The sequence below is a fragment of the Pseudosulfitobacter pseudonitzschiae genome, from assembly GCF_900129395.1.
Classification (GTDB): Bacteria; Pseudomonadota; Alphaproteobacteria; order Rhodobacterales; family Rhodobacteraceae; genus Pseudosulfitobacter; species Pseudosulfitobacter pseudonitzschiae.
In genome coordinates this window covers 257986-279941 of the sequence record NZ_FQVP01000002.1, presented here as the reverse complement: position 1 = coordinate 279941, position 21956 = coordinate 257986, and the positions used below count along the sequence as shown (strand labels likewise).

General features: G+C 63.4%; 21 protein-coding genes and 1 tRNA gene. 10 read left to right on the top strand and 12 right to left on the bottom strand.

Translation table 11 applies throughout. The features are described from left to right. Positions 1-85: 85 nt before the first annotated feature. Positions 86-1882 (bottom strand): translation elongation factor 4, encoded by a 1797-nt coding sequence (lepA, locus tag BUC08_RS05725; RefSeq protein WP_037924746.1) that lies wholly within the window; start codon positions 1880-1882, stop codon positions 86-88. 219 nt (positions 1883-2101) lie between these two features. Between lepA and BUC08_RS05720 the strand changes: the two genes are divergently transcribed. Further along, on the top strand, positions 2102-3553 hold the full coding sequence (locus tag BUC08_RS05720; RefSeq protein WP_037924744.1) for a hypothetical protein: 1452 nt from the start codon (positions 2102-2104) through the stop codon (positions 3551-3553). Positions 3554-4117: 564 nt separating this feature from the next. Next, the gene (locus BUC08_RS05715) at positions 4118-4516 is read left to right on the top strand and encodes a hypothetical protein (protein ID WP_037924741.1); all 399 of its coding nucleotides are present in this window, start codon (positions 4118-4120) and stop codon (positions 4514-4516) included. Here the strand turns inward: BUC08_RS05715 and BUC08_RS05710 are convergent, their stop codons facing one another. The 5 genes from BUC08_RS05710 to hisD all read right to left on the bottom strand — a co-directional run bounded on the left by BUC08_RS05710 (position 4517) and on the right by hisD (position 7828). Continuing rightward, positions 4517-5101, bottom strand: a complete 585-nt coding sequence (locus BUC08_RS05710) for a GNAT family N-acetyltransferase (RefSeq protein WP_037924739.1) — start codon at positions 5099-5101, stop codon at positions 4517-4519. It abuts the gene before it with no gap. Continuing rightward, positions 5098-5487, bottom strand: coding sequence for a ketosteroid isomerase-related protein (locus BUC08_RS05705; protein WP_037924736.1), 390 nt, complete (start codon positions 5485-5487; stop codon positions 5098-5100). The genes BUC08_RS05710 and BUC08_RS05705 overlap by 4 nt, the downstream gene beginning before the upstream one ends. An 11-nt stretch (positions 5488-5498) precedes the next feature. Then, positions 5499-5960 (bottom strand): arsenate-mycothiol transferase ArsC, encoded by a 462-nt coding sequence (locus tag BUC08_RS05700; protein ID WP_037924735.1) that lies wholly within the window; start codon positions 5958-5960, stop codon positions 5499-5501. A 1-nt stretch (position 5961) separates the two neighbouring features. Next, positions 5962-6441, bottom strand: coding sequence for a UPF0262 family protein (locus BUC08_RS05695; protein ID WP_037924733.1), 480 nt, complete (start codon positions 6439-6441; stop codon positions 5962-5964). Between the two features lie 79 nt (positions 6442-6520). Beyond that, positions 6521-7828: a histidinol dehydrogenase gene (gene hisD, locus BUC08_RS05690; protein ID WP_037925563.1), complete on the bottom strand. Its 1308-nt coding sequence runs from the start codon at positions 7826-7828 to the stop codon at positions 6521-6523. Between the two features lie 936 nt (positions 7829-8764). Between hisD and catB the strand changes: the two genes are divergently transcribed. Then, on the top strand, positions 8765-9400 hold the full coding sequence (catB, locus tag BUC08_RS05685; protein WP_037926459.1) for a type B chloramphenicol O-acetyltransferase: 636 nt from the start codon (positions 8765-8767) through the stop codon (positions 9398-9400). Between the two features lie 81 nt (positions 9401-9481). Here the strand turns inward: catB and BUC08_RS05680 are convergent, their stop codons facing one another. The 3 genes from BUC08_RS05680 to BUC08_RS24750 are packed head-to-tail and all read right to left on the bottom strand — an operon-like array spanning position 9482 to position 11363. Next, a complete protein-coding gene (locus BUC08_RS05680; RefSeq protein ID WP_037926461.1) occupies positions 9482-9943 on the bottom strand; it encodes a DUF2948 family protein in 462 nt (153 codons plus the stop codon). Next, entirely contained in the window at positions 9940-11208 is a 1269-nt protein-coding gene (gene murA, locus BUC08_RS05675) for a UDP-N-acetylglucosamine 1-carboxyvinyltransferase (RefSeq protein ID WP_037926464.1), read from the bottom strand. Before murA ends, BUC08_RS05680 begins: the two co-directional genes overlap by 4 nt. Beyond that, positions 11208-11363 (bottom strand): hypothetical protein, encoded by a 156-nt coding sequence (locus tag BUC08_RS24750; RefSeq protein WP_169741851.1) that lies wholly within the window; start codon positions 11361-11363, stop codon positions 11208-11210. Before BUC08_RS24750 ends, murA begins: the two co-directional genes overlap by 1 nt. Before the next feature lie 109 nt (positions 11364-11472). Between BUC08_RS24750 and BUC08_RS05670 the strand changes: the two genes are divergently transcribed. Next, positions 11473-11547, top strand: a tRNA-Thr gene (locus tag BUC08_RS05670). A gap of 183 nt (positions 11548-11730) precedes the next feature. On the opposite strand, the gene BUC08_RS05665 is transcribed toward BUC08_RS05670, so the two are convergent. Continuing rightward, positions 11731-12708, bottom strand: a complete 978-nt coding sequence (locus tag BUC08_RS05665) for a serine hydrolase domain-containing protein (RefSeq protein ID WP_037926468.1) — start codon at positions 12706-12708, stop codon at positions 11731-11733. Positions 12709-13324: 616 nt separating this feature from the next. Between BUC08_RS05665 and BUC08_RS05660 the strand changes: the two genes are divergently transcribed. Next, the gene (locus BUC08_RS05660; protein WP_051694357.1) at positions 13325-14836 is read left to right on the top strand and encodes a calcium-binding protein; all 1512 of its coding nucleotides are present in this window, start codon (positions 13325-13327) and stop codon (positions 14834-14836) included. An 18-nt stretch (positions 14837-14854) separates the two neighbouring features. Here the strand turns inward: BUC08_RS05660 and BUC08_RS05655 are convergent, their stop codons facing one another. Beyond that, positions 14855-15136, bottom strand: a complete 282-nt coding sequence (locus BUC08_RS05655) for a hypothetical protein (RefSeq protein ID WP_037926471.1) — start codon at positions 15134-15136, stop codon at positions 14855-14857. Positions 15137-15299: 163 nt separating this feature from the next. After that, positions 15300-16121, bottom strand: a complete 822-nt coding sequence (locus tag BUC08_RS05650) for a phosphocholine cytidylyltransferase family protein (RefSeq protein ID WP_037926474.1) — start codon at positions 16119-16121, stop codon at positions 15300-15302. 495 nt (positions 16122-16616) lie between these two features. Here BUC08_RS05650 and nadA point away from each other — a divergent pair, with 495 nt between their 5' ends. The 5 genes from nadA (at position 16617) to panC (ending at position 21858) form a co-directional block, all read left to right on the top strand. Next, positions 16617-17669 (top strand): quinolinate synthase NadA, encoded by a 1053-nt coding sequence (gene nadA, locus BUC08_RS05645; protein WP_037926477.1) that lies wholly within the window; start codon positions 16617-16619, stop codon positions 17667-17669. A gap of 5 nt (positions 17670-17674) precedes the next feature. Further along, entirely contained in the window at positions 17675-19243 is a 1569-nt protein-coding gene (locus BUC08_RS05640; protein WP_037926480.1) for an L-aspartate oxidase, read from the top strand. Then, positions 19240-20091 carry a carboxylating nicotinate-nucleotide diphosphorylase gene (gene nadC, locus BUC08_RS05635; protein WP_037926484.1) on the top strand — a complete coding sequence of 284 codons (852 nt, stop codon included), beginning with the start codon at positions 19240-19242 and terminating at the stop codon, positions 20089-20091. Before BUC08_RS05640 ends, nadC begins: the two co-directional genes overlap by 4 nt. 106 nt (positions 20092-20197) lie before the next feature. Further along, positions 20198-21022: a 3-methyl-2-oxobutanoate hydroxymethyltransferase gene (gene panB, locus BUC08_RS05630; protein ID WP_037926487.1), complete on the top strand. Its 825-nt coding sequence runs from the start codon at positions 20198-20200 to the stop codon at positions 21020-21022. Next, positions 21022-21858: a pantoate--beta-alanine ligase gene (panC, locus tag BUC08_RS05625; RefSeq protein WP_037926490.1), complete on the top strand. Its 837-nt coding sequence runs from the start codon at positions 21022-21024 to the stop codon at positions 21856-21858. Before panB ends, panC begins: the two co-directional genes overlap by 1 nt. The last annotated feature ends 98 nt before the right edge of the window (positions 21859-21956 follow it).

Sequence of the window (21956 nt, the reverse complement as noted above, 5' to 3'; positions counted from 1 at the left end):
AGCCAGTGAAGAATACTGCATCTGTGTGGGGCCGCGCCCCGCTGCGCGGGACTCTCACCCCACCGCCACTAAAGATGCACAGCTTTTAGCTGTCCATCTTTAGTGCTGAGATGAAAGCTTCCTGCGGAATATCCACCTTGCCAAACTGGCGCATCTTCTTCTTGCCCGCCTTCTGCTTGTCCAGCAGCTTGCGTTTGCGCGTGGCGTCGCCGCCGTAGCATTTGGCGGTCACGTCCTTGCGCATGGCCGACAGGGTCTCGCGGGCGATGACCTTGCCGCCGATGGCCGCCTGGATCGGGATCTTGAACATGTGGCGCGGGATCAGGTCCTTGAGCTTTTCGACCATGGCGCGGCCACGGGTTTCGGCGCGGTCGCGGTGGACCATCATTGACAGGGCGTCGACGGGTTCGTCGTTCACCAGCACCGACATTTTCACCAGGTTATCGGTTTGGTAACCAGTCAGCTGGTAGTCAAAGGAGGCATAGCCCTTGGTCACCGACTTCAGGCGGTCGTAGAAGTCGAAGACAACCTCGTTCAGCGGCAGGTTATAGACGACCATGGCGCGGCTGCCCGCGTAGGTCAGGTCAAGCTGCACGCCTCGGCGGTCCTGGCAGAGTTTCAGGACGTCCCCGAGGTAGTCGTCGGGGACGAGGATGGTCGCCTTGATCCGCGGCTCTTCCAGGTGGTCGACCACGCTGAGGTCGGGCATGTCGGCGGGGTTGTGCAGTTCCTGCATGGACCCGTCGCGCATGTAGACGTGGTAGACGACCGAGGGGGCCGTGGTGATCAGCTCGATGTCATATTCGCGCTCGATCCGGTCGCGGATGACCTCGAGGTGCAGCAGGCCAAGGAAGCCGCAGCGGAAGCCAAAGCCGAGGGCGGCGGAGGTTTCCATCTCAAAGCTGAACGAGGCGTCGTTCAGGGCCAGTTTGTCGATGGCGTCGCGCAGGTCCTCGAATTCCGAGGAGTCGACGGGGAACAGGCCGCAGAAGACCACCGGCTGCGCGGGTTTGAAGCCGGGTAGCGGGGTGACGGTTTTCTTGTCGTGGGTCACGGTGTCGCCGACGCGGGTGTCGCGGACCTGTTTGATGGAGGCGGTCAGAAAGCCGATTTCGCCGGGGCCGAGGCTGTCGATGACCTGCATCTGCGGGCGGAACACGCCGATGCGGTCGACGTGGTGCACGGTGCCGTTGGACACGAATTTGACGCGGTCGCCCTTTTTCAGGCGGCCGTCGATGATGCGGACCAGGACGATGACGCCGAGGTAGCTGTCGTACCAGCTGTCGACCAGCATCGCCTTGAGGTCGGCGTTTTCCTCGCCCTTGGGCGCGGGCAGGTGGTGCACGATCGCCTCGAGCGTTTCGTGGATGCCGATGCCGGTCTTGGCCGAGACGCGGATGGCGCCGGAGGCGTCAATGCCGATGACATCCTCGATCTGTTCGGCCACGCGGTCGCAGTCGGCGGCGGGCAGGTCGATCTTGTTGAGGATCGGCACGATTTCGTGGTCGGCGTCGATGGCCTGATAGACGTTGGCCAGCGTCTGCGCCTCGACCCCTTGGGTGGAGTCGACGACCAGCAACGAGCCTTCGACCGCGCGCATGGAGCGCGAGACCTCGTAGGCGAAATCGACGTGGCCGGGGGTGTCGATCAGGTTCAGCACATAGGCCTCGCCGTTGTCGGCGACATAGTCGATGCGCACGGTGTTGGCCTTGATGGTGATGCCGCGTTCGCGTTCAATGTCCATGGCGTCAAGCATCTGCGCCTTCATGTCCCGGTCGGCCACGGTGTTGGTCGACTGGATCAGACGGTCTGCGAGCGTGGATTTCCCGTGGTCGATGTGCGCGACGATGGAAAAATTGCGGATATGTGAAAGCGGTGTCATGGGCTGGATATGTAGGGGATTTGAGGGTTGGTCAAGTGAGCATGGAGGGGGCGGTGGATTGTTGTGTGAGGTGGGTTTGGGGGGACACGGGGGGATGGGGTGGTCACTCCAGAAGCTCAATTAAAGATGCTGCGCTGAGGTCCACGGAAAAATCAGCCTGAAAATGGCCTTACAGAAGCATCTGGCCATGTTAGGACTGGTGTTTCAGGGGGCGCATGGATGCCAGATCACATTGATAAATATGGGCCACACGGTCAGGCGTATTTCGGGAGCGAAGATCAGCGGAAGTGGGTTCGCGAGGCATCGCGCGCAGCTTTGCGGTCCCTTCCGATCATCGCGACGGAAACCGATGAATCGTCGATAGATATGCTGATGCTGAGGGCTATGCGGTTTGCTGTTACTGCGATGGCGATTGTTGAAGCTCGATTGGAAAATAGTCAGGCTTTGAAATCGGCTATTTCAATCGCCGGTGATCGCGCTTTACGGAGCAAATCGTCGGGGGCATCAGACAAAGCCTACTATGCGTTTCGAGAAGTGCATAGTATCGCAGTGACGCCCTGGGCGAGTAAATCCGATGTTCAAAAAGTAGTATCATTATGTGATCTCGCTTTCTTTTTCTTTCAAAAAGAACAAAATCTTAGTGCACTGAAAGCTGTAAATCTGAGCCAACAGCGTGAGTGGATACAACAAGACGTATTCGGCTCATGGGGACCATTGTGGGGGCAGTTGGGCACGCCTGATCTGCCACAAGCCGCGATTGATAGGCTGGAGGGCTTTTTCGCGCGAGACCCTGAAATCTGGCGGTTTTGGCAAGATTGGTACACGTATGTGTTAGACGGTACACCGATTGATGTGGATCAATTGGTTGCCGTTTCTCTTATTCCTGACGACGTTTGGGAAGAAGGGCCAGAGGCCGTGGCGGATGCGATCCGTGAAATCGAAGCGCATCTCGTTATAGAGAAATTCCCGCAAATCGAAGAAATCTTCGAGTCAAACGATGGCCTGTATGACGTGCGCGGCGTTGCCTTAAACCCCAGCCAATTGATTGATAGCATTCTTGAACGGGTCAATTTTGCTTTTGATACAGCAATACAAAGCAATGTCTGCGACCTGAGCGAGATGAACCTTGCGAGCAAGGCGTTACGCCAAGCCATTCGGGTTGCAGACAGTGACGCGAATTCGTTTGAATTCTACCTGCGGACTGCAAGCGCAAAAATTAAATCAGATGTCGCCTCTGGCAGGCTGGCTGATGACGATGAAACAGCCTTTTTGATCTTGGCGATAGACGAAGCAGCATTGCAGTTAAGGGCAGACCATCCTGACGTGGCAGAAGCAGCCAACACGCGCACAAAGCAACGGTTGCGCGAGATCGACGATAGCAAACGGCTGGCAGTTGCGACAAGCATCGACGGGTTGCGCGAAGGTACCACGGGTCGTTTGAACCAAGAATTCGGGCTGGCTGCTGAAGTAACGCGCGATGGGGAAAGCGCCAATGCCGTGGCAGAAGCCATCAAGCAAAGTGGCTATCGCGCAGGCAAGATCAGCTTGGCTGAACGGGCAAAACGCGCTGAGGGATCAGGTTTTATGTCTGCAACCAAAATTGGAATGCGCGCACATAATTTGATCGAGTATGTGATTGAATTAATGTCAGGCAGCGGGCCGCTCGGATAGCCAGACAGCAAAATTAACTACCTTGTAAGCTTTCGCCCCTTCCTCCCCACAACACAAGGGCAGCGCCTGACCGCGGGTGGGCATCGGGGCGCTCGTTAGCACCACTTTATTTCTGATCTTTGGCGTGGGGGTGATGAACCGCAATACAGTGAGAAAGCGCCCGCCCATGGGGCGGTCGGGCGCTGCCCGGCGGTGCTGCGCACCTTGATTCCGGGCTTTGGTGGGCGGGGTGGTTGTTTTGCCTGAAATTACCTGTTGGACTCGCTCCCGCCGGTCGCACCGAAGGTAATGTCAGGCACGCCTTTGGCGTGACGGGCGGTCGGGCGCTGCCCGGCGGTGCTACGCACCTTTGATTCCGGGCTTTGGTGCTCTGGGGCGGCTGTTGTGCCTGACGTTACCCTTTGCGGTGGGCCCGCGCGCCTTGCTTTGGGGCCAGCCTTGCCCCCTCCCCCGCGACCGTTTGACCCGCACACTCGTGAATTGCCCCCTGCTCCGATTTGCGGCATAATCCGTTCCAGCAGTAAGCAGCGGCCAAAGAATGCCGCGATGGTGTGAGGCGAAACCATGATCCGATTGACGGCCCTATTCTCGTGTCTGGCCCTTGTGGCTGCCTGTGGCGGCGGGGGCACCAGGTATTCCAGTTACAATGCAACGACCTATCAGTCCCCCGGCGCGCGCATGTCCACGCCCCTGGGGCAGCCTGCGCCCAAGCTGTTTGCGCGCGGACCGATTGCAAACGCCTGCGAGGCGTCGGGGCGCAAGCAGGCGAACCGGGAACGCTGTGGCTGCGTTCAGGCGGTGGCTGACATGTCGCTGAGCAATGCGGACCAGCGGCGCGGGGTCGGCTTTTTCAACGACCCGCACAGCGCGCAGGAGATGCGCACCTCTTCGTCTTCGAGCAACGAGGCGTTCTGGAAACGCTGGAAGGCGTTCGGCGATCAGGCCGGGCAGCTTTGCGGCTGATTACAGGTCCTTGATCCACACCTGCAGCGGTTTGGCCGTGGGCGCATCCGCGTCCACGTCTTTCCACGTGAACTGCGCGATGGCCCCGTCCAGCGGGGCATAGCCGCGTTTGCGCCAGAAGGTGTCGAGCGGGCGGTAACCGGCGGGGCGGAAGGGGTGATCGTCGGGGCGTTGCACGGCGCAAAAGGCGGATTTGCTGTAGCCAAAGGCGCGGGCGGCGTCCTCGCGGGCGTCAAAGAACCGGTGCCCGATCCCCTGCCCGCGATAGTCGGCCAGCAGCACGCTTTCAGCGCAATAGAACACATCGTCGATGGCCACCCCGGTGCCGTCGAACGCCTGTGCGAAATCGTCGGCGTGATCGCTGAGGGGGGCTGCGGTGGCGGCCCCCACCAGCGTGTTGCCGTCATAGGCCCCCACCACGACCGCCTGCGGCGAAGCACGGAAGGCGGCAAGGTAGCGGCGTTCATAGTCCAGGTCGCCGTCATAAAGGTAGGGCCACTCGCGGAACACCGCGATGCGCAGGCGCGCCACATCGCCCAGCGCCGCGTCCAGCGCCGCCCCGGTCAGCACGTGGCATTGGGTCACGCGACCTGTGCCGTCCAGTCGGCCAGGTTGTAATAGGTGGTGACGCGGGCGATCTTGCCGTCCTTGAGGTCGAAAAACGAGCCTGCAGGCAGTTTGTAGGTCTGGTTCCGCGCCTGAGGCAGCCCTGCGTCGGTTTGCAGATAGGTGCCGTTGACCACATATTCGGCGGCCGCGCGGGTCTGGTCGGCGTTCACGAACACCACCATGTCGGTCAGGTTTTCCGCGTAGCAGCGGGTCATGTGGGCGCAAAAGTCGGCAAAGAGCGCCTTGCCGGTGCGGATCTGCCCTTCGTTCACGTGGTGGGCCACGTCGTCGGTCAGACAGTCCAGCATGGCGTCGGTGTCGCCTGCATTGAAGGCGTCGAAATAGCGGTTCACCACGGTCATAGGGGGGTCCTTCAGGTCAGCACGGTGGGGTCGCCCCAGCGCTCGCGCAGGTGGTCGATGATCTGGTCGCGGGCGTTGCGGTAGTTGGCCAGCTTGGCCTCGCGGGTTTCGCCCAGGCCGGTGGGGTCCATGATCGGCCAATAGGCGATTTCCAGGTGGTAAAAGCGGGTCAGGTCCAGCGCGCGCCGTTGCGAGGCGGGCGAGAGCGCCACGATCAGGTCGAAGCTGCCCAGGTCGTCGCCCCAGTCTTCCATCTGGTCAAAGCTGCGCGACCGGTGGCGCGACAGCTCGACGTCGATTTCCTGGCAGACGGCGATGGAAAAGCCGTCGATTTCCATGTCAGCCTTGACCCCGGCGGATTGGACGTAAGTGCCTGTGCCGTAAAACTTTTTCATGATCGCCTCGGCCATCGGAGAGCGCACTGCGTTGTGGTCGCAGCAAAACAGTACCGATTGGGGCAAGGGTGCGACCATCCTAACCGCCGAAGTGCAGGACGCAGATCAGGGTGAACAGGCGGCGGGCGGTGCCTTCGTCGATGTCGGCCTTGCCGGCCAGGCGTTCCTGGAGGACGCGGGAGCCTTCGTTGTGGATGCCACGGCGGGCCATGTCGATGGTTTCAATCTGGCTGGGGGGCAGTTTCTTGACCGCCTCGAAGTAGCTTTCGCAGATCTGGAAGTAGTCCTTGACCACCTGGCGGAAGGGACCAAGCGACAGGTGGAATTCGGCGGCTTTGTCGGCGGCTTCGGTGGTCACGTCAAAGACCAGCCGGTTTTCGCGGATCGCGAGGCCAAGGTGGTACGGCCCCGGCGGCACGTCGCGGTCATCGCGGGCGGGCAGCGCAAAGCTGTTCTCTTCCAGCAGGTCGAACAGGGCGACCTTGCGTTCCTGTTCAATCTCGGGCGTGGGGGGCGGCAGGTTGCCGTCGTCTAGGTCGATGTGGGTGATGCGGGACATGTCGCATCCTTTGCGTGTGAGTCTGGCCAAGGTTAGCCCATGAGGGGCGGCAGGTTCAATCGCTGCACTGCGTCATGTTTCAGGTTTTACGGTTCAGTTTGTTCAGGCGGGCGGTGACGGACAGGCCGTGGGCTTGCAGGCTTTCCGAGGTGGCGAGCGTTTCGGCGGCGGGGCCGATGGCGCGCAGGGCATCGGGCGTCATCTGCGCCAGCGTGGTGCGTTTGACGAAATCCATCACCGACAGGCCTGACGAGAACCGCGCCGAGCGGGCGGTGGGCAGCACGTGGTTGGGGCCGCCGACATAGTCGCCGATGGCCTCGGGCGTCCAGGCGCCCAGGAAGATGGCGCCGGCGTGGGTGATCTGTTCGCTGAGTTTTGTCGGGTCTGCGACCATCAGCTCCAGATGCTCGGGCGCGATGCGGTTGCTGAGGGCGGCGGCGGTGGCCAGATCCGGCACGGTGATGACCGCGCCGAAGTCGCGCCAGCTGGCCCCCGCGATGGCGCGGCGTTCGAGGGTTTGCAGGTGGGTTTCGACAGCCTGCGCCACCTTGCGGCCCAGCGCGGCGTCGGTGGTGATCAGCAGGCTTTGCGCACTTTCGTCGTGTTCGGCCTGGCTGAGCAGGTCCAGCGCGATCCAGTCGGGATCGTTGTCGGCGTCGGCAATCACCAGGATTTCCGAGGGGCCTGCGATCATGTCGATGCCGACCTTGCCGAACACACGGCGTTTGGCGGCGGCGACAAAGGCGTTGCCGGGGCCGGTGATCTTGTCCACCGGCGGGATGGTTTCGGTGCCATAGGCCAGCGCCGCAATCGCCTGCGCGCCGCCGATGCGGTAGATTTCATCGACGCCGGCCAGACGCGCCGCCAGCAGCACCAGCGGGTTCAGGATTCCGTCGGGCGTGGGCACGGTGATGGCCAGCCGCTGCACGCCCGCGACCTTGGCCGGGATGGCGTTCATCAGGACGGATGAGGGGTAGGACGCCAACCCGCCGGGGACGTAAAGGCCCGCCGCCGACACGGGTGTCCAGCGCCAGCCCAGTGTCGCGCCGGTGTCGTCGGTCCAGCTGTCGTCGGCGGGCAGTTGCCGCGCGTGATAGGCGCGGATGCGGTCGGCGGCCAGTTCGAGGGCCGCGCGGTCGGCGGCGTTGACGGTGGCGATGGCGGCGTCCACCTCGGCATCCGTGATCGCCAGGGTGGCGGGGGTGAGCGTGAGCCGGTCGAATTTCGCGGTCAGGTCGATGACAGCCGCGTCGCCATGGGTGCGGACCTGCGCGATGATGTCGGCCACGGTGGCGTCGACATCGGGGCTGTCCTCGCGCTTGGCATTCAAGAGCGCGGTGAAGCGGGTTTCAAAGTCGGCATCGGCGTGATCGAGGAACTGGGGCATGGCTGGCTCGCTTGCAGTGTCGGTCGTGACATAGCGGGCGCGGGCGGCAGGCTCAAGCGGGGGATGGGGGCGGGGGGGGCTGGCGCGCCTGCCCCGGAGTTTAGGGGGCAAGATGAAGGGGGGTGAATAGCGGGTGAGCGGACTTTCTTGCCGTTTAAAATGGCGAGCGAAGCCGCGCAACGTCGGGCCGAGGTGCGGCGATCCGACCTTGGAGTCTGGCACTTTATGGCAGCCAAGCACATCCGAGCTATCGGTCACGCGCAACAGAAGCCAAATCGCCGGGCCGTGGGGCGGCCCGGCGATGCGCGGCGGCCTGCGGCCTTGAATCCGCGCGGGGGAATGCGCAAGGGGGTCAAACCCGACCTTCGCCGCAAGCTCACCTAACACCAGCCCCACCCACCAAGCCCGGAACAAGGTGCGAAGCACCGCCGGCCTCTCGGTGTTCGCAAAGCGAACACCTGCCGGCAACACATTGCTTTGCAATGTGTGAGAGGCAGCGCCCGACCGCCCGTCACGCCAGAGGCGTGCCTAAGATAATCGGCGCACCTTTGGTGCGACGGGCGGGCGCTTTTTCACCGGCTTGCGCCTCTTCAGCCCCACGCCAAGGCATGGAAATAAAGTGGTGCTGACGGGTGTTGTGATGCCCACCCGCGGTCGGGCGCTGCCCTTCGCCGCAACCTCACCAACCACCAAATCCCGAAGTTTGGGGGGCAAGATGAAGGGGGGCGCAGGTAATGCCGATGATCAGGCTTGCGTTCAGAGGCTGAACTGCTAACTCTTGCAGCCGTTTGATATGGCAAGACACACAATGAAGTCAGCAGACCGAAGCATCTGAATAACGCCCCGTCGCCAAAGCGCGGGGCTGTCACGCGCCGCGCATTGCGGTCGCGTCCTTTTCGCATTTGCGCGAACACGCCAATCATTCAGAGGTTTCAGATGGAAAACTTTTTCGAAAGCCCGTTCCGGGGCATCCCCCTGGACAAACAGGTCACCAATCCAAACATCGTTGTCGGGCGCTATAGCTACTATTCCGGCTATTACCACGGTCACAGCTTCGACGACTGCGCGCGATATCTCTTGCCGGATGAGGGGGTTGACCGCCTGCTGATCGGCAGCTTTTGCTCTATCGGATCAGGTGCGGCATTCATCATGGCTGGCAACCAGGGCCACAGGAATGACTGGATCAGCACGTTTCCGTTTTACTGGATGTCTGAGGTTCCGGCGTTCAGGACTGCCAGGAACGGATTCGAAGCAGCCGGTGACACGGTCATCGGGCATGATGTGTGGATCGGGTCGGAAGCCATCGTGATGCCGGGGGTCAAGATCGGCGATGGGGCCGTGGTTGGCACCCGCGCGGTGGTCACGCGTGATGTTGCCCCCTACACCATCGTCGGCGGGAATCCGGCGAGGGACATTCGAACGCGTTTCAGCGCGCAGCACATCGACCTGTTGCTTGAACTGAAGTGGTGGGAATGGTCCGAAGACCGTCTGCACACCGCGATGCCCCTGTTGACCAGCGGCGATATCGAAGCGCTGCACGGGTATTGGAACACGCATGTCCGCACCCTGTAGGCTCAGGGACGCGGGGCCGCCGGCCCCTTTGGTGTTCGCAAGGCGGGCGCTGTCCTGTGTTGTCGGGTCAGCGCCCTGCCCTCAATCGGGATGCTTGGGCGTGCTCTTCGACGGGGCGAGGTAGGGGCGTGTGACGTCTTTCAGCCTGGCCTCGATGGCCTCGACGGTCAGGCGGATGACCCCGTCGCCGGCCAGGGTCAGCAGGATGTGGCCCGCGCCGTCGCCGGTAGGCTCGAATGTCACCGACAGCAGCGACAGCACCGTGTCGCGGTCGCTGCGGTCTATGCCCTGGCTGGCGACCTCGAGCACCGTGTCGAAGGACAGCAGCGCCTGCACGCGCTCGGTGCGTTTGGCGGCGTCTTCCCAGCGAAAGCGGTTCAGCAGGATGGCAAAGCGGCGCTGGCGGATCGCCCATTTCATCTCGGTGATCGGGAACACGGCGTCCTGCGCCAGCGACGAGATCACCGACAGGTCGTCGGCATCCAGCGCGCCGAGGTTCAGGGGGCGCTCCGCGCCGTCCTCGAAGGTTGCGTCTTCGGTCATGCGTCCTTGACCCGTTCGATATCGGCGCCCACGCCCGAGAGTTTGGCGACGACATGTTCGTAGCCGCGATCCAAGTGATAGACGCGGCTGACCCTGGTTTCGCCTTCGGCGGCCAGCCCCGCGAGGATCAGCGAGACCGAAGCGCGCAGGTCGGTGGCCATGACCGGCGCGCCCTTGAGCCTTTTGACGCCCTTGACCGTGGCTGTGCCGCCGTGGACCTCGATGTCGGCACCCATGCGGATCAGTTCGGGGGCGTGCATGAAGCGGTTTTCAAAGATTTTCTCTTCCAGCACCGAGGTGCCCTTGGCGGTGCACAACAGCGCCATCATCTGCGCTTGCAGGTCGGTGGGGAAGCCGGGGAACGGTTCGGTGGTGACATCCACGGCGCGCACGTCGCCGCCGTTGCGTTTGACGGTCAGGCCGTTCGCGGTCTCAGCGACGGAAATGCCCGCGGCGTCCAGTTTTTCGCAGAACGCCTGGACGAGGTTGATGCGCCCGCCCAAAAGCTCGACCTCGCCGCCGCAGATGGCGGGGGCCAGCATATAGGTGCCCAGTTCGATCCGGTCGGTGACCACGGGGTGCGTGGCCCCGCCCAGCCGGTCAACGCCCTGGATGGTGATGGTCGAGGTGCCCTCGCCCTCGATCTGCGCGCCCATCTTGCGCAGGCATTCGGCCAGGTCGACGATCTCCGGCTCGCGGGCGGCGTTGTTGATCACTGTGGTGCCCTTGGCCAGCGTGGCGGCCATCAGGGCGTTTTCGGTGGCCCCGACCGAGGCGAAGGCAAAGTCGATGGTGCCGCCGCGCAGGCCCTTGGGCGCCTTGGCGTGGACATAGCCGTCTTTCAGCTCAAGCTCGGCGCCCATGGCTTCGAGCGCCTTGAGGTGCAGATCGACCGGGCGCGCGCCGATGGCACAGCCGCCGGGCAGCGACACGATGGCATGGCCGTCGCGCGCCAGCATCGGGCCCAGCACCAGGATCGACGCGCGCATCTTGCGCACGATGTCATAGTCGGCGGTGTGGTTGTTGATGTTGTGGCTGGACATGGCCAGCACCTTGCCGTCCTGCAGGCTGGTGACCTCGGCCCCCAGCGAGCCCAGCAGGGCGGTCATTGTCTTGATGTCGCTGAGGCGCGGCGCGTTGGTCAGCGTCAGCGGTTCCTCGCTGAGCAGGGTCGCGGGCATCAGGGTGAGGCAGGCGTTTTTGGCGCCGGCGATGGGGATCTGCCCCCTGAGCGGTCCGCCGCCCCGTACGAGAATCGAATCCATCAATCTTTGTCCTTTGCCTGCGCCGTCTGTTGCCCCGCGGTGGCCCGTGCGCGGGCCTGTGCCTTGCGCTTGGCCATATTGGCCTTGAGCGCCGCTTTGAGCCGCGCCTCGCGCGCGTTGGGCTGTTGGGGTTTGGTGCGGTTGTTTTCTGCCATGCGGCCTTGTTAGCGCAGGGGCGCGGGGGCGTCCAGAATGGGTTGCATTTCTGGTGTCATAAGGGGTTGCACGGGCGCGCGATTGCGTCTAATCACCCCGCACACTGGCGCTGCTGTAGCTCAGAGGTAGAGCACTCCCTTGGTAAGGGAGAGGTCGAGAGTTCAATTCTCTCCAGCAGCACCATGTTAGCCCGCTGTTATCGTTACAACACCTTGACTGTCTGGGGCTTTGTCCATCTCGCAGTTGCCAATTGCGTTACAAAATGGACAGGTTCGCAGCGAAGGTCCGCTCGCCGTCCGTTGTGATGAGGATGTCCTGATCAGTTGTCAGTATTCGTTGCTGACCCAATCCCTCCTTCGGCAGAACTTACGTGAGGTTCAGGATCGGCCCATCAAGCAACTGCATCAGATCTCCGAAATAGCCTTCGGACCGGGCCGGTTGCGTCGGGTCGGACGTGATCGCCACGGCGAGGTTTTTCTCGCGATGCGCGGCGATGATCTGCCCGCCGTAGCCTCTTGCGAGCACGTAGCCGGAGGGTGACAGGAACCAGCCATATCCATACGACAGCCCCGACCAGGGCGACCGCGCACGGGGTTGGAGCGACGCGTCGATCCAGGATTTCGGGAGAACCTGATTCCCTTTGAACCGGCCACCGTCACGCATCATGGTCGCAATATCCAGCATGGCGGTCGGGCGCAGCGCCATTTCGTTGCCGCCGAGGTAATACCCCTGCGGGTCGCGCGTCCAGGCGGGAATTTCCAGACCCATCGGTTCCCCAATCCGCGCGCGGGCCTGCATCAGAAGACTTTGCCCGGTCGCTTCGGCCAGCGCTGCGCCGAGTATGTGGGTTGCGCCCGTCGAATACAGCATCCGGCCACCGGGTTCTGCGACCATGGGGCGTGTCAGCGCGTCAGTCAGCCAATCGTCGGAGTTCACCCAGGCGCCGTAGTTCGCACCCGAGGTTCGCTCCAAGCCTGCCCGCAGCGTCACCAGATCCTCCATCGTGATGTCCGCCGCGCCGGGCGTGGCATCGGCTGGCAAGATGCCGGGCGCCACCTCACCGATTGTTGCGGTCACCGATGTGACTTCGCCCCTTTCGATCGCGGCACCCAGAAGCAGGGCAACGATGCTCTTTGAGCAGGACTTGATGTTGGCGGGACGATCCAGCCCTGGACCACGCGGCGCATCGGCAAAGATCACGTCATCGCCGCGCCGGATCTGGAGCGAATGCAGTTGCGACAGGCGCTGGACGGCTCCGGTCAGATTGTCTGATTGAGCGCGAAGAATATGCGGCACCGCGAGTGGTGCGGCGGCCGAGAGTATAAATGTGCGACGATCCATCATAATTGATAAGTGTGTAAGCGAAGGCGGTAAGTCCACACGGCACCCTGTCACAATTGCGTTGGCTATAGAGCATAAACACCCGAATGTATGCATGACCTGGTTGTCTCGCCATGGCATTGTCGGCGTTTTGGTCGCTTGGATGGTGCTCTTGTCGCAGAGCACATGTCACCTGTTGTTCGCGAAGTGCTAACAATGAGGGGGTGGCCGTCTTTGAAGCACAATTGCCTTGCGAACTGCGGACTGCCGGAACGATATTCGTTTGTGTTACAATTGAGCGCCTAGGAAGGATGTCAAAAAGCCCCAGTTAAGACACTGATTTATATTCAGAGTTCAATTCCCTCCAGCAGCACCGTGAATCATCACCCGACAGTGATGTTTACGGCCTTGGCGAGCGCGGTCTCTCGACTGATGCGTGATTATGCGTCTGCGCGGGCTGGTTGCTTTTGCGGGACTGCCCGTGGCGGCGATGGGTGTCGGAGTCCGAGGGCCGGGGCTGTTGATTCAATTGGCATTTAACTCGCACGGCTATGGACAACCGAATATCGCCAACCCATAGTAGAAATGTTTCTACATATATTAGAACTCTATTACGAACCTTTCTGACCGGAGCAATACCATGGGACTTTTGTTCATGATGGCGGCAATGCTGGGCGCTGTCGCATTTATTGATAGCGACGATTCTGCGTCTGACACAGAGGATACACCTGATCCGCTTCCGCCTGAAACGCCCACGGACCCGGTCGATCCGGTTGACCCGATCCCTGACCCGTCGTTGACCCTTGAAGGGACAAGCGGCGCGGATCTTCTTTTGGGAAAAGAAGGTGATGACATCGTGTACGGGCGGGCGGGCAGCGACACGCTGAGCGGCGGTGCCGGTGATGACCAGCTTTTCGGGCAGTTCGGCAGGGATGACATTTCCGGCGACGGCGGTGCGGACAGCCTGTACGGGGGGCAAGGGAACGACATACTGTACGGGGATGCGTCGCAGATCAGCACGTCTTCGGAGACGGACGGGGCGGATTTCCTGGATGGCGGCGCGGGCGATGACCGGCTGTATGGCGGTGGCGGTGTCGATACGCTGCACGGGGGCGACGGCGACGATCTGATCGTTGACTATGACCTGAGCCGGAACGAAGGCATCGAGAACGGGTCGGTCGTGGATGGGGGTGCCGGTGATGACGACATCCGTGTCGATGGCGGCAGCACGATCACCGGCGGGGATGGCAATGACAGCATTTTCATCCATGCCGACATTGGCGAAGAGGGGGTCACCGAGATCACCGATTTTGTCCAGGGACAGGACACGCTGGCCTTTAGCATCATCATCCGCGAAGGCGACACCGGTCCGCTGACCATTCAGGACAGCGCCGATGGCACGGGCGCCGAGGTGTACATGGGCGACACGCTGGTGGCGGAAATCACCGGCGGTCAGGGCATGACGCTTGATGATCTGGATGTTGCTTTCGTTCTGGAACAGAACGCGGGTGACATTGATTACACCGACGGCGAGGCCGGTTCGATCATCGAGGGCAACCATTCCGACAATGTGATCAACGGCGGGGATGGCAATGACAGTATTTTCGCGGGCTATGTCGGTGGCGATTACGCGGGCGAAAACCATCACGGTGGCAGCGACGTTCTGAATGGCGGTGCCGGGGACGATTACATCGTCGCCAACAGCGCCACCTATACGGCGTATAATGATGGCACCTCGCCCATCGAGGTTGTCCACGATCTGCACGTCGATACGCTGAACGGCGGTGAAGGGAACGATACGCTGGTTGCAAACGATGGCGGCATTCTGACCGGTGGCGAAGGCGAGGACGTGTTCGTGATCAACCACAACATGCGCTACGTGGACAATGACGCCTATGATGGCGACAACCTGTTCCCCGAGCCGGTCCTGATCACCGATTTCGATCCGAGCGAAGACGTGATCAACATTGGCTATTTCGGCGATTTTTCCGGCTTTTCGGGACCGTCGGCAACGGAAGTCACGGTCGAGCCCTGGGAGAATGGCGAAGGCAGCAATATCCTGCTGTTCGACAGGGTCATTGCGACGGTGCCGGGTGCCGGATCGCTCACCTATGACGATCTCAGCTTTGACCGGGATCTTGCGCGGGCCTGAGGCCCGCGCCCTGCCCGTTCAGAATGCGTCGAATTCGGGCACGTTGCCCAGCCGGACCAGGAATGTCGGCTCTGAAACCTCGCCCGAGCCTGCATCTTCGGTGACGCTGTAGGCGTCGGCCCCCGCGCAGGTGTCCGAGCGGTTTTCGCGTTCGGCGCGTTCGCGGGCCTGTTCGGCGGTGGTGTATTGAAACTGTTTGTCGACCACCAAGGCCACCTGGCCTGCGCGGCCGGTCTTTTTCTCGGTGTAGGTCTGGCAGATGTAATGGACCTTGAAGGCGCTTTCGGGTTCGTCGGTCATGGCGGCATCCTGAGATGGAGGGGTGGTTCGCGCAAGGCTTGGCAGGGATGCGGGGCCTTGTCGATAGGACAATGCGGACGCCTGGGTCCGAGGGTCAAGAGGGCCGGCACAGCACGGGGCGCGGTTGGCCGCCGCGACCGATGCAGGGCCTGCGATCGCGGGGCTACAGCGATTCTGTATGTTTGTGCGCGGCGGCATCAATGGCGCGTTCCTGCCCGCGTGACACGGTGGTGACCGGAGAGCCGAACATCGCGTTGGCCGCGTCAAAATCCGCCTTGGTGTCGATGCGGACCCAGTTCAGCCCCGCAATGTCGAGCGCATGAAAGGGCGTGCCGGCCGCTGACAGCCGGGCGTAGGCCACGGTGTCGGGATCGTTCGACCGCAGCGGGTCGTCCATGATCTGCGCCAGTTCCGCAAAAAGACGCGCACCGGTTTTGGCGCCGATCTTTTCGATGCCGATGGCGGCGGCAAAGGCCCGTTCGGGGGTGATGGCCCGGTCCGCTTCGATGTCCGGTGCCGGATCGTCCGTGATCACCCTGACCATGTTGTCAACAGAGGGAGTTGTGCTGTTCATGCACAGCACATTGGTGTCATTGCTGTCCAGCAACCGCCGCAGGATGCGGACTTCGAACACCACGCTGGCGTCGAATTTGACGAATTCGGACATGCCGGTGGCCTGACGGGCCAGCAGCAGCGCCTGGGCGGAGCCGCTGTTGTCATAGCGGGTGTTGGTCACATAGGTGACGCGGATGCCACGGAAGGTTTTGTCGACAAATTGCCTGATCTCTTCGGCGCGGTGGCCCAGCACCAGCACGAACTGCGAGATGCCGCAGCTGAGGCAGTTGCGCAGGGTGCGTTCCAGGATGACCGAACCGCCGACGCTGCGCAGGCAGGCGGGGCTTTTGTCGGCTGCCGCGCCAAAGTGCGCGCCGGTGCCTGTGGCCAGTATCACGGCCACGGGCGCGCGTTTGATGTCGTTGCTCATGTGTTTTGTCCTTTCGGGCCGCGGGGTCGGGCGGCAATGGGTCCGTGATCGACAAGCGTGCGCGGGCCGTGGGGGCGCGGCGGTCCTGCGCGGTGGAGGGAGGGCGCGTGCAGGGTGCCGTCAGATCGGTGGCAAGGGTCGCGTGGTGTGGTCTGGGGCGAAAGGCGGCGGGAATTTCAGCGCCCGGAGACAGGAGGCCGGGCCGATGATGCCCCAGAGAGTCGGCAGGGCGGTCGCGCGCCGCGATGCGGCTTTACAAAACAAAGACTTATGGAAAATCCGCGCCGAAAGCAAGGATTGGTTTGGCACAAGCCCCCCTGCTGCGCGGGGGCCGTGCGTCGTGGCAGAGGCGATTGGTGTGGTTGGTAGCGCAAACAAGGGCAGAAAGAGGTTTACCCTAGGTAAGCGTGCGACTGGACAGCACGGTCGCAGGTGGCTAACAAGTGCCAGCTTGTCGCCGCGATCCGTGGCGCGCCCCAAAACGAGGCTGCACAGATGCTTGACCTGACCGACATCCGTTCCGAACTGGGCAATCACTATGACCTGGCCCCTTCTGTCGACCTGGCAGCCGAAATGCCCGAGATTTACGCGCGTATGGACCGCGTGGTGTCGCCCCCCGATTTCGCGATTTACGCGCCCTACATCAAGGCGATCAACGCCCTGAAGAAAGAGCGCAACGCGGTCATTCTGGCGCACAACTACATGACGCCGCAGATTTACCACGGCATTGCCGACGTGGTGGGCGACAGCCTGCAACTGGCGATCGAGGCGACCAGGGTCGAGGCGGATGTGATCGTGCAGTGCGGCGTGCACTTCATGGCAGAGACCTCGAAGATCCTGAACCCGTCCAAGACGGTTCTGATCCCCGACATGGACGCGGGCTGTTCGCTGGCCGAGAGCATCACCGCCGAGGGGATTGCCGAGATGCGGGCGAAATATCCCGGTGCGCCGGTGGTGACCTATGTGAACACCACGGCCGAGGTGAAGGCCGCGTCGGACATTTGCTGTACCTCGTCCAATGCCGCGCAGATCGTGGCGGCGCAGGAGAGCGACACGGTGATCATGACGCCGGACAAGTACCTGGCGCAGAACGTGGCCAAGGACGTGCCGCACAAGCGGATCGTGTGGTGGGACGGGGCGTGCATCGTGCACGAGCAGTTCACCGCGCAGGACCTGCGCGATTTCCGCGCCTCTGAGCCGACAACGCGGATCATCGCGCACCCCGAATGCCCGCCCGATGTGGTGGCCGAGGCGGATTTCTCCGGCTCGACCAGCGGGATCATCGACTATGTGAACAGCGAGCGGCCTGAAAAGGCGCTGTTGGTGACGGAATGTTCGATGGGGTCGAACATTGCCAACGCGATGCCGGATGTGGATTTCGTCGGCCCCTGCAACATGTGCCCGTTCATGAAGATGATCACGCTGGAAAAGGTGCTGTGGACCCTGCACAGCATGCAGGGCGCGGTCGAGGTGGACCCGGAGGTCGCTGACCGTGCGCGGGTGGCAGTGCAGCGGATGATCGACGTGTCGCGCGCACAGGCGGCCTGACCGCGATGCAAGAGATTGAAACCGGTCGGATCATCATTGTCGGGGCCGGTCTGGGCGCGCTTTATGCGGCGCTGAAGCTGGCGCCGCGTCCGGTTCTGATGATCTCGCCCGAGACGCTGGGCGAAGGGGCCAGTTCGGCCTGGGCGCAGGGCGGGGTGGCTGCCGCGATGGATGCCGCCGACAGTGCCGAGGCCCATGCCGCCGACACGGTGCGGGCCGGGGCGGGAACGGTGGACGCAGGCGTGGCCGATCAGGTCACCGCCGAGGCGCGGGCGCATATTCTGGACCTGACGGCGCTGGGCACGCCCTTTGATCGCACGGCGGACGGCGGTTACGTCATGTCACGCGAGGCGGCGCACAGTTATGCGCGGGTGGTGCGGGTGCGCGGCGATCAGGCGGGGGCCGAGATCATGCGCGCGTTGATTGCGGAAGTGCGTGCAACGCCATCGATTCAGGTGCTGGAGGGTGTGCTGGCGGTGGCCTTGCACAGCGAGGACGGCAGCGTTGCGGCCGTGGACGTGGCGCGATGTGACGACGGGCTGAGCGTGCCCATCCGCCTGCGCGGGGCGGCCTGTCTGCTGGCGGGTGGCGGCTCGGGCGGGCTGTATGCGCTGACCACGAACCCGCCGCGCATTCGCGGACAGGTGATCGGCATGGCGGCGCGCGCCGGGGCGGTGATTGCGGATGCGGAATTCGTGCAGTTCCACCCCACGGCAGTGGCGAGCGGGGTCGATCCCGCGCCGCTGGCGACCGAGGCTTTGCGGGGCGAGGGCGCGGTTCTGATCAACCGGGACGGCGACCGGTTCATGGTCGGGCTGCACCCCGACGCCGAGCTGGCCCCACGCGATATCGTGGCGCGCGGCGTTTACGCACAGACGCAGGCGGGGCTGACACCGATGCTGGACACGCGCGCGGCGCTGGGTGTGCGGGTGCTGGAAGAGTTTCCGGCGGTCGCCCTGGCCTGTGCGCAGGCGGGGATTGACCCGGTGACGCAGCCCATCCCGGTGGCCGCCGCCGCACATTACCACATGGGCGGGATCGAGACGGACGCAGACGGGCGTGCCACGCTGGGCGGGCTGTGGGTCTGTGGCGAGGCGGCATCCACCGGGTTGCACGGGGCGAACCGGCTGGCCTCGAACGGGCTGCTTGAGGCGCTGGTCTATGCGCGGCGCTGTGCGCTGGACCTTGAGGCCGCGCTGGGCCCCTGGGCCGATGCGGAGCCTGTCACCCTGCCCGCCCTCGCCGCCGATACGCCGCCTGACGCCGCGCTGGTCGCGCGGTTGCGTCAGGCGATGACCGATGGCGCGGGCGTGATCCGCGATGCCGCCGGACTGACCCGTTGCCTGGGCGAGATTGCCGCCATCGAGGCGGCGCAGCCTGCCTGTATGGTGCTGCACAACATGACCGCCACCGCGACGCTGATTGCCGCCGCAGCGCTGAAGCGGACCGAAAGCCGTGGCGCGCATTTCCGCGCCGATTATCCCCAGACCGACGGCGCCGAGGGCGCACGGTCGCGCATGACCCTGACGCAGGCGCTGGCCCTGCGCGCTCAATACGAACCGGACCTTGTATGACCCAACTGCCGCCCCTGCCCGACCTGATCCTGGAACCGCTGATCCGCGCTGCGCTGATGGAGGACCTGGGCACTTATGGTGACATCACCACGCGCACGGTGATCCCTGCGGGCACGCGGTATCGCGCGCAGTTGCGGGCGCGGGCGCCGGGCGTGGTGTCGGGGATGCAGATCGCGGAGATTGCCTTTGGGCTGGTCGATCCGCAGTTGAAGGTGAGTTGTCATTGTCCCGACGGCAGCACCATCGCTGCCGGTGACCTGCTGATGGAGATCGAAGGCAGTGCCGCGTCGATCCTGTCGGGTGAGCGGGTGGCGCTGAACTTTGCCGGACGGCTGAGCGGGATTGCGACGCTGACGGCTGCGTTCGTTGCCGAAGCGGCAGGGACAGACACGCGCATCACCTGTACCCGCAAGACCACGCCGGGGCTGCGGCTGGTGGAAAAGCAGGCGGTGCTGCATGGCGGCGGGTTCAACCACCGCTTTTCGCTGTCGGACGCGATCCTGATCAAGGACAACCACATCGCCGTCGCCGGGGGCATTCGTCCGGTGCTGCGTGCGGTCAAGGCGGGTGCGTCGCATATGATCCGCACCGAGATCGAGGTGGACCGGCTGGACCAGTTGGCCGAGGTGCTGGACGAAGGCGGCGCGGATGTCGTGTTGCTGGACAATATGGACACGCCGACCCTGCGCGAGGCCGTGGCGATGGCGGCGGGGCGCATCACGCTGGAGGCCTCGGGCAACATGCGGCTGGAGCGGATTGCCGAGGTGGCGGCGACCGGGGTCGATTACATCTCGTCCGGGGCGCTGACGCATTCGGCGCAGACGCTGGATTTGGGTCTGGATTTTTAATCTGGCGCAAACCACCCCGTTTGCGCAACAATATTACGCTGCACTTGCACAATGCGCGCCATCCGCCTAAAACGCGCGGGACTGCACCGAAGGTAGGACAACCGACATGAGCACTTCTCGGCCTCTCAAAGCGCTGGACGCTGCCGCCATTCGCGCCCGCAAGGGCGGCACGCCGCTGGTCTGCCTGACGGCCTATACCACGCCGGTTGCGCGGATTGCCGACACGCAATGCGATCTGGTGCTGGTCGGCGACAGCGTGGGCATGGTGCTGCATGGCATGGCATCGACCCTGTCGGTGACGATGGAGATGATGGTGCTGCACGGTCAGGCGGTGGCGCGCGGGCTGGAACGGGCGCTGATGGTGGTGGACATGCCCTTTGGCAGCTACGAGGAAAGCCCGCAGCAGGCGCTGCGCAATGCGGTGCGGATCATGGCCGAGACCGGCGCGGGCGCGGTCAAGCTGGAGGGCGGGCGGCATATGGCCGAGACCATCGGCTTTCTGGTGCAGCGCGGTATTCCGGTGATGGGCCATGTCGGGCTGACGCCGCAATCGGTGAACACGCTGGGCGGCTATAGGGTGCAGGGCAAGGGCGACGACGCCGCGCGCATCCGCGACGATGCCCGCGCGGTGTCCGAGGCGGGCGCGTTTTCGGTGGTGCTGGAAAAGGTGCCTGCGGCCCTGTCCGACCAGATCACCGCCGAGATCGACATTCCCACGGTGGGGATTGGTGCATCGGCGGGATGCGACGGGCAGATCCTGGTGATCGACGACATGCTGGGCCTGTTTGCCGATTTCAAGCCCAGGTTCGTGAAACGCTATGCCGACCTGGCGGCTGATGCCACGGCAGCGGTGCAGGCCTATGCCGAGGAGGTGCGCGCGCGCCAGTTCCCCGCCGCCGAACATGTGTTTACCGATGCAGGAGCGACCTGATGCAGATCATCCGTACCAAGGCGGCCTTGCGCGCCCTGACCCGCAAATGGCGCGCCGCTGCGCAGAGCATCGGGGTGGTGCCGACGATGGGGGCGCTGCATCCGGGGCATCTGAGCCTGGTCGAGGCCGCCAAGGCGCGCACCGACCGGGTGATCGTGACGCTGTTCGTCAACCCGCGCCAATTCAACAACGCGGAGGATCTGGCCAAGTATCCACGCACCGAAGAGGACGACGCGCGAAAGCTGGCTCCTTTGGCGGTGGATGTGCTGTATGTGCCCGACCCGGAAGAAATATACCCCGACGGCTTTGCCACCACGATTTCGGTCGGCGGTGTCAGCGATGGTCTGTGCGGTGGCGACCGGCCCGGCCATTTTGACGGTGTGGCGACGGTGGTGACCAAGCTGCTGCTGCAAACCGATGCGGATTTCGCCTTTTTCGGTGAGAAGGATTACCAGCAACTGAAAGTGGTGCGCCGTCTGGTCACCGATCTGGATATTCCGGTCGAGATCGTCGGCTGCGCCACCTATCGCGAGGTGGACGGGCTGGCGATGTCGTCGCGCAACCTGCGCCTTGACGATGCGGCGCGCCGACGCGCCAGCGACATCCACAGTGCGCTGCGCACCGCCGCGGACGCGATTGTGGCCGGCACGCCTGCGTCGCAGGCACTGGGTGCCGCCCGGACACGGTTGGAGCAGGCCGGGTTCGGGCCGGTTGATTACCTTGAATACCGGCGCGACAGCGACCTTGCCCCACTGGAAACCCCCAGCGCGCCGGGGCGTCTTTTGGTTGCGGCATGGCTTGAGGGTGTGCGGCTGATCGACAACGTACCGGTCTGATTAGTGTAGCCTCGGGGATTGGTGCGCTGAACGCCGGTTAGGACGGGTGCGCAAGTTCCGAGGTGCGCGGCGCGTGGGGAAGGCTAAACCCGCCGCGC